The sequence below is a fragment of the Candidatus Symbiopectobacterium sp. genome, assembly GCF_020054415.1.
Lineage (GTDB): Bacteria > Pseudomonadota > Gammaproteobacteria > Enterobacterales > Enterobacteriaceae > Symbiopectobacterium.
Genome location: NZ_JAHWCO010000353.1, coordinates 1 through 6,644, shown reverse-complemented (window position 1 = coordinate 6,644; position 6,644 = coordinate 1). Strand labels below are relative to the sequence as shown.

General features: G+C 55.1%; 7 protein-coding genes and 2 pseudogenes. 2 read left to right on the top strand and 7 right to left on the bottom strand.

The window, feature by feature from the left end; all coding sequences use genetic code 11:
* Positions 1 to 199 precede the first annotated feature (199 nt).
* The 6 genes from hemW to QZ506_RS10430 all read right to left on the bottom strand — a co-directional run bounded on the left by hemW (position 200) and on the right by QZ506_RS10430 (position 4,528).
* Positions 200 to 1,336, bottom strand: a complete 1,137-nt coding sequence (gene hemW, locus QZ506_RS10455; RefSeq protein WP_291970941.1) for a radical SAM family heme chaperone HemW — start codon at positions 1,334 to 1,336, stop codon at positions 200 to 202.
* Positions 1,329 to 1,934, bottom strand: coding sequence for an RdgB/HAM1 family non-canonical purine NTP pyrophosphatase (gene rdgB / locus QZ506_RS10450; protein ID WP_291970939.1), 606 nt, complete (start codon positions 1,932 to 1,934; stop codon positions 1,329 to 1,331). Before rdgB ends, hemW begins: the two co-directional genes overlap by 8 nt.
* An 82-nt stretch (positions 1,935 to 2,016) precedes the next feature.
* On the bottom strand, positions 2,017 to 2,310 hold the full coding sequence (gene yggU / locus QZ506_RS10445; RefSeq protein ID WP_291970937.1) for a DUF167 family protein YggU: 294 nt from the start codon (positions 2,308 to 2,310) through the stop codon (positions 2,017 to 2,019).
* Positions 2,307 to 2,861 carry a YggT family protein gene (locus QZ506_RS10440; protein WP_291970934.1) on the bottom strand — a complete coding sequence of 185 codons (555 nt, stop codon included), beginning with the start codon at positions 2,859 to 2,861 and terminating at the stop codon, positions 2,307 to 2,309. Before QZ506_RS10440 ends, yggU begins: the two co-directional genes overlap by 4 nt.
* Positions 2,862 to 2,905: 44 nt before the next feature.
* Entirely contained in the window at positions 2,906 to 3,727 is an 822-nt protein-coding gene (proC, locus tag QZ506_RS10435; RefSeq protein ID WP_291970933.1) for a pyrroline-5-carboxylate reductase, read from the bottom strand.
* A gap of 90 nt (positions 3,728 to 3,817) precedes the next feature.
* Positions 3,818 to 4,528 (bottom strand): YggS family pyridoxal phosphate-dependent enzyme, encoded by a 711-nt coding sequence (locus tag QZ506_RS10430; protein WP_291970943.1) that lies wholly within the window; start codon positions 4,526 to 4,528, stop codon positions 3,818 to 3,820.
* A 22-nt stretch (positions 4,529 to 4,550) separates the two neighbouring features.
* Here QZ506_RS10430 and QZ506_RS10425 point away from each other — a divergent pair.
* Positions 4,551 to 5,588 (top strand): annotated as a pseudogene (locus QZ506_RS10425) (type IV pilus twitching motility protein PilT).
* A gap of 65 nt (positions 5,589 to 5,653) precedes the next feature.
* Here the strand turns inward: QZ506_RS10425 and QZ506_RS10420 are convergent.
* A complete protein-coding gene (locus QZ506_RS10420) occupies positions 5,654 to 6,250 on the bottom strand; it encodes a glycoside hydrolase family 88 protein (protein ID WP_291970931.1) in 597 nt (198 codons plus the stop codon).
* A 23-nt stretch (positions 6,251 to 6,273) separates the two neighbouring features.
* Between QZ506_RS10420 and QZ506_RS10415 the strand changes: the two are divergent.
* Positions 6,274 to 6,644, top strand: a pseudogene (locus QZ506_RS10415) (transposase); the annotation flags it as partial.

Below are 6,644 nucleotides of genomic sequence, written 5' to 3'. Positions count from 1 at the left end.
GGCTTTGTTGAATAAATAGATTTTATGCTGGCAGCCCAGTGAAACGACGGATCCTCGCAACGTAAAATCATGCAGTTAGGCCTCATGAGAAAAGTGTACAGCTGAGATGACAAGCATTTTCAACCAAAACTGGCATGGAAAAACAGCATGATTACCTATTATTCAACAAAGCCCTGTTTTTTTCTTTCTTTGGCTGCGATTATTCCGCCAGAAATCCTTCCAGCAAAGAATTCAGAAACAGCTTGCCGTGTTCGGTAACCTGCCAGTGGGTAGTGGTTTCCGTCAGATAACCTTGCGCCAACGCCCAGTCTATTTGTGGGCGCACAGCGCTTTCTGCCAAGCCGGTGTAGGCACTGAATTCGCTACGCGGCGCGGGTTCCAGCAACCGAAAACGGTTCATGAAGAATTCGAACGGCAAATCTTCCGCTTGTACTTCATTGCGCTGGGCCAAGTAAGTGCCGCGCATATAACCACGCGGATGGCGGGCTTTTACCGTTCTCAGGATACTCCCGTCAGCGCGCGTGATCTTGCCATGTGCACCACACCCAATCCCCAGATAATCGACAAAACGCCAATAGTTGAGGTTGTGCTGGCACTGATAGCCCGGCTTGGCGTAGGAAGACGTTTCATACTGTTGATAGCCTGCGGCGGTGAGCAGCGCATGGCCCTGCGCGAAGATATCCCATAGCGCATCGTCATCGGGCAGCACCGGCGGACGCGAACCGAACAGGGTATTCTGCTCAATCGTCAATTGATACCACGACAGATGCGGTGGATTGAGCGCAATCGCTTGTCGCAAATCGTCCAACGCTTCTTCCAGCGTCTGATCCGGCAAGCCGTGCATCAGGTCCAGATTGAAACTGCGCAGCCCAAGTCCAGCAGCCAGACGCGCGGCACGCTTAGCTTCTTCCGGGCCGTGAATACGTCCTAGACGCGTCAATTTTTCCGGGCTGAAACTTTGCACACCAATGGAGATTCGATTAATTCCCGCACACTGGTAGCCGCTAAAGCGATCGGTTTCTACCGTGCAGGGGTTGGCTTCCATGGTGATTTCGGCATCCGCGCTAAGGGGCAAGCGGGCACGCACGCCATCGAGCAGTGCCTGCATGCCTTCTGCGCTCAGCAGGCTGGGCGTGCCGCCGCCGATAAAGATCGAACTGAGAGCTCGGTCGCCGCTCAGCGGAAGAGCCGCATCCAGATCCGCCAATAAGTGCTCCACATATTCCTGATGCGGCACCTCACCTTTGAGGGCGTGAGAGTTAAAATCGCAATACGGGCATTTTTGCACACACCAGGGAATGTGAATATACAGGCTGAGCGGCGGCAGTTTATGCATGACGCAGCGCATCCAGCAGTAAACGCAGCGCCTGACCACGGTGCGACAGCGCGTTTTTCTCATCGCGCGTCATTTCTGCGGCCGTTTTGCATGCGCTCGGCACGTAAAAGATAGGGTCATAGCCGAAGCCGCCTTCGCCCACAGCTTTACGCGTCAGCACACCCTGCCAGCGGCCGTGGCAGACCAGCGGCGTCGGGTCATCGGCGTGGCGCAGATAGACCAGCACGCAATGGAAGCTGGCTCCGCGTTGTTCGTCAGGGACATCCTTGATGGCATCGAGCAGTTTGTCCAGATTAGCTTGATCGCTGGCATCTACTCCGGCGTAGCGCGCGGAGTAGATGCCCGGCGCACCGCCCAAGGCATCAACCGCCAGACCCGAGTCATCGGCCACCGCAGGCAATCCGGTGATGTGCGCCGCGTGGCGTGCTTTGAGCAGTGCATTCTCGATAAAGGTCAACCCGGTCTCTTCGCCAGAATCAACGCCCAGCTCGGTTTGTGCGACGATATTCATGCCAAAATCCGCCAGAAGATCGGCGAGTTCGCGAACTTTTCCGGGGTTGCCGGTGGCTAAAACGACGTTTTGCCTCGTGGTATCCATGCGTGTGTCCTGCATTCTGTTAATGCCATCGTCGGGAATGGCGGGGAGTTATCTGTTGCGATGCGCAGTTCACTGTGGAGGGTTACTGCGAGATCAATGCGGCGATCTCCGTAGGAATGTACCGCGGATTAACAATTCTAATCTGTTTATGACGGCCCAGCTCACCTTTTTCAATGCTCACTGCGCCCTTTGCCACCCGGAACTGCTTGGCAAGGTATTTGACCAAATGCGCGTTGGCCTGACCATCAACCTGCGGCGCGGTGATGGCGACTTTGAGCTCATCACCGTGCAGGCCGACTATCTGGTCACGGCTGGCCTTCGGCTGAATATAGAGCCGAATGACCAACCCGTCGGGCATCAGTGCTATTGCACTCACAGCAGGAACCAAAATTCAGGAAACAGATCCATGCCGAGGTAGTTCAGAAGATACAGGATCAAAATCACCGCCATGGCGGAGAAATCGATGCCGCCCATGGCTGGAATAATACGGCGAATCGGGGCCATAAACGGTTCGGTAAGTTGGAACAGCAGGTAGTCCACCGGGCTGCGTCCCTGACTCACCCAACTCATCAGCGCACGAATAATCACTACCCAGAGCACCAGATAGCCCGCGGATTTTAACAGTGCCAACAAACCCACCAGCAAGTTGACCGGGCTTATCGCGAAGGCTCCAACCTGAATCAGCATCAGCAAGGGGTATTTCAACGTGGTCAGCAGAAACGCCAACAGCAGCGATGCGCTATCGATGGGGCCGAGTGCAGGCAGAATACGGCGCAGCGGCCTGACGATAGGCTGCGTGATTTTCACCACGAATTGTGACAACGGGTTATAAAAATCACTGCGTGACCATTGCATCCAAATGCGTAACAGCAGCACCATTACATACAGGTCGATCAGTGTCTTGACCAGAAACGTCAGGGTTAGCATAGAAACATCGATTCCTTATCAGCTATATAGAGAATAACGGTGCGTTAAAACATTTTTTCCATTTCCTGCGCGCGATACACGGCAGCCTGCATGGCATAGGCGACGGTTTGTGTCAGTTGGCGTTCGTTAAACACCCGCAGCGCCTCTGCGGTGGTGCCGCCTTTGGACGTCACGTTCTCACGCAGCGTCGCAAGCGGCGTATCCGGACTGGCTTCTACCAGTGCAGCTGCACCAAGTGCGGCTTGCTGCACCAACTGACGTGCACTTTCCGGTGTGAATCCTTGTCGTATGGCCTCTTGATGCATCGCTTCCATAAACAGGAAAAAATAGGCAGGTGCGCTGCCTGCGGCGGCAATAACGCCGTTGATGCCGCTCTCTTTCTCAACCCAGCATACTTTACCCACGCTTTGCATCAGTTCGGCGCTAAAGGCACGATCTTCCGCCGATACGTTAGCGGGCGCGTAAAGGCCGCTCATGCCTTTGCCCACCAATGACGGTGTGTTTGGCATAATGCGCACCAGCGTTAGCGGCTCCCCTAACAGCGCTTGAAAGCGCGCCACACTCACTCCAGCCGCGATAGTCAGCACCAACTTACCCGGCGCGTTCAGCACACCGCGCAGCGGCTCGCATACGCTTGCCATCAACTGCGGTTTCACCGCCAGCACCACGACGTCAGCATCCTGCGCGCCCGTGAGGTTGTCGTCACTGCTGATAACGCCATAGCGCTGTGCCAGCGCATCCCGTCGTGCGGCGCTCGGTGCGCAGACGCGGATATGATCGGCAGGATGACCGCCGTTAACCAGCCCTGCAATGATGGCCTGAGCCATGTTTCCGGCACCAATAAAGGTAAGCTTGCGGTGTTGCATATTTATGTTCTCTCGTGTTCGTCAACCTGCCAGTGGCAGCGTTCAGTCCCGAAGGGGATTATACATGGCGAGAATTATCCATGTTGAGGCCTATACATGCTGAGGATAGTCCCGTGCGCCGAAAATGGCGGTGCCGATGCGTATCAGCGTACTGCCTGCCGCAATCGCGGCGCTCATATCATCCGTCATCCCCATGGAGAGGGTATCCAACTGAGGATAATGCAATTTTAACTGCGCAAACAGGTCATTCATCGATTGAAACACGGCTAATTGCCGTGCGTAGTCACTTTCCGGTGCCGGAATTGCCATCAGGCCCCGCAGCGTCAGGTGCGGCAGGGCAGCGACGGTAGCGGCCAGGGCGGGAAGCTCTGCTGGTTCGATCCCAGATTTGCTGGCTTCACCGCTAATGTTCACTTGCAGCAACACGTTCAATGGCGATAATGCCGCTGAGCGTTGTTCGCTCAGACGTTGGGCGATTTTAGGGCGATCGACGGTGTGACACCAGTCAAAATGTTCGGCAACCAGACGGCTCTTGTTGGATTGCAGCGGTCCGATAAAGTGCCATTGTAATGCCACCTTAGGCATGGCCTCACGGAAATAAAGCACCTTGTCCACGCCTTCCTGTACATAATTTTCCCCAAAACCTCGCTGCCCGCTGGCAATCGCTTCTTCGATCGCTGCAACAGGTTTGGTTTTACTGACGGCAAGCAAGGTCACCGCGTGCGGGTCGCGTCCACATGCGGCGGCGGCGGAGGCGATCTTCTCTCTGACATTCTGTAGATTCTGCTCAATCGGGTTCATGGTCATGCTAAGGATGGGGTCTATGGATATCAATGAGTGGATAACCTGTAGTGTAAAACAGAATGCCTCCGATCTGCACCTGTGTAGCGGATATCCACCGATGTGGCGTATTGATGGCGAGTTACAACCGATACAGACCAGCGCCTGTTGCAACGCTGCGCAGTTGGAGCGTTGGGGAGACAGTTGGATGACGGCCCATCAGCGCCAGCAATTACACACTGAGGGGCAGGCCGATGGCGCGTTGACCACACTCGACGGCATTCGGCTGCGCGCACATCTGTTTCGTCAGCATGCCGGGCTTTCCGTTGCGTTACGTACCATTGCTACGACGGCACACGCGTTGGAAACACTGCATGCGCCACCGATCCTTGCTTCGTTAATCACGCGACACGCCGGCTTGATTCTGGTGACCGGCGCAACCTGCAGTGGGGAAATCCACCACATTGGTGGCGGTGGTGAATGCGCTCAGACAGCAGCACGCTTGCCATGTTATTACGTTGGAAGACCCTATTGAATTTGTCTGCTCATCTGCGCCTTGCGCCGATCACGGCCTGATCCAACAGCGTGAGATCGGCGTACACTGCCCATCGTTTGCCCACGGCTTGCGCGGTGCTCTGCGTGAAGACCCAGATGTCATCTTGCTGGGGGAATTACGCGACGGTGAAACCATTCGGTTGGCGTTAACGGCGGCAGAAACCGGGTACTTGGTGCCGGCAACGCTGCATACACGCGGTGCCACTCAGGCGGTAGAGAACGTCTGCTGGATGTGTTTCCCGCACAGGAGAAAGATTTTGTGCGCAGCCAACTGGCGCTGTGCCTGCAAGGTGTGGTGGCGCAGCAACTGGTGCCACGACGCGGAGGAGGGCGCGTCGCTCTGTATGAAGTGTTGCTGACCAATACCGCTGTGGCCAGCCTGATTCGTGAGGGCAAAAGCCATCAGTTGCCGGGGCTGTTGCAGATGGGCGGTCAAAGCGGGATGCAAACTTTTGCGCACAGCTGGCAGCAACGCTGGAAAGCAGGATTGTTGCCACCGGATGCGGAGCAGGTTTTTACCCCATAAACGGCGCGGTAAGCAGCAGTGAAAAAAGCCCCGCGAAGGCCCGATACGCCACGGGGCTGCCAGAGTTACTTCAGCCCGGCTAATGCCTCTGTCAACGCCAGCATGGTAAGCGACTGACCATACGCGCGCTGTTTGATGGCAATCTTACGATAGTGATCGAGATCGTGCCCGACTGACGTCCCTGCGGAGACATCCGCGACTTCTCCCTGCGGGCTGATACGGCTCAACAGGGCATTGACACCTTTCCAAGCGGTATCGTGATAGCGTTCGTCGAGCAGACCAAGGCGTATGCCTTTTAACAGCGCATAGGTGAAACCGGCGGTGCCGGAAGCCTCCAGATAGCTGTCCTGCTGGTTAAGCAGGGTACGCCACATACCGCTGGCATCCTGATAGCGAACTGCTGCATCGGCTTGACGGCTGAACGTGTTGAGGATCATCTGATAGCTGGCATCTTGGTGGTCCAGCATCTCGAGGAAATCGACGGTGCTGATGGCTGCCCAACCGTTACCACGTCCCCACAGTGCCTTGCCGTAGTTGCCATTGCCGGTGAAGTTCCAGCCGTGCATCCACAGTCCGGTATATCTGTCGATCAGGTATTTGATATGCAACAGGCTTTGTTGAATAAATAGAACTTTTGGGTAATCATCGGAGCAGATCACCACAGTTGTTTCAAAATCAGGTCTCCATGGCAAAACAAAATTTTAAAATCACCAACTGGCCCTCTTATAACAAGGCCCTCAAGGCAGCGCGGTTCTCTAACCTTATGGCTAGATGAATCAGCCATTGCTGCATGGACGGAAAAAAACACTACTGAACGGCGTGGACGACCGCTCCACTACTCAGATATGGCCATCACCACAGTACTGATGATGAAACGCGTGGTTGGCCTTTCATTGAGGGCGTTACAGGGCTTTGTTGACTCGATTTTTAAACTGATTAAATTGTCGCTGCATTGTCCAGACTATTCGTTGCTCAGCAAGCGAGCAAAGACAGTGAACATCAGCATAAAAACGCCAACCCGTGGTGAAATCTCACATCTGGTCATTGATGGAACTG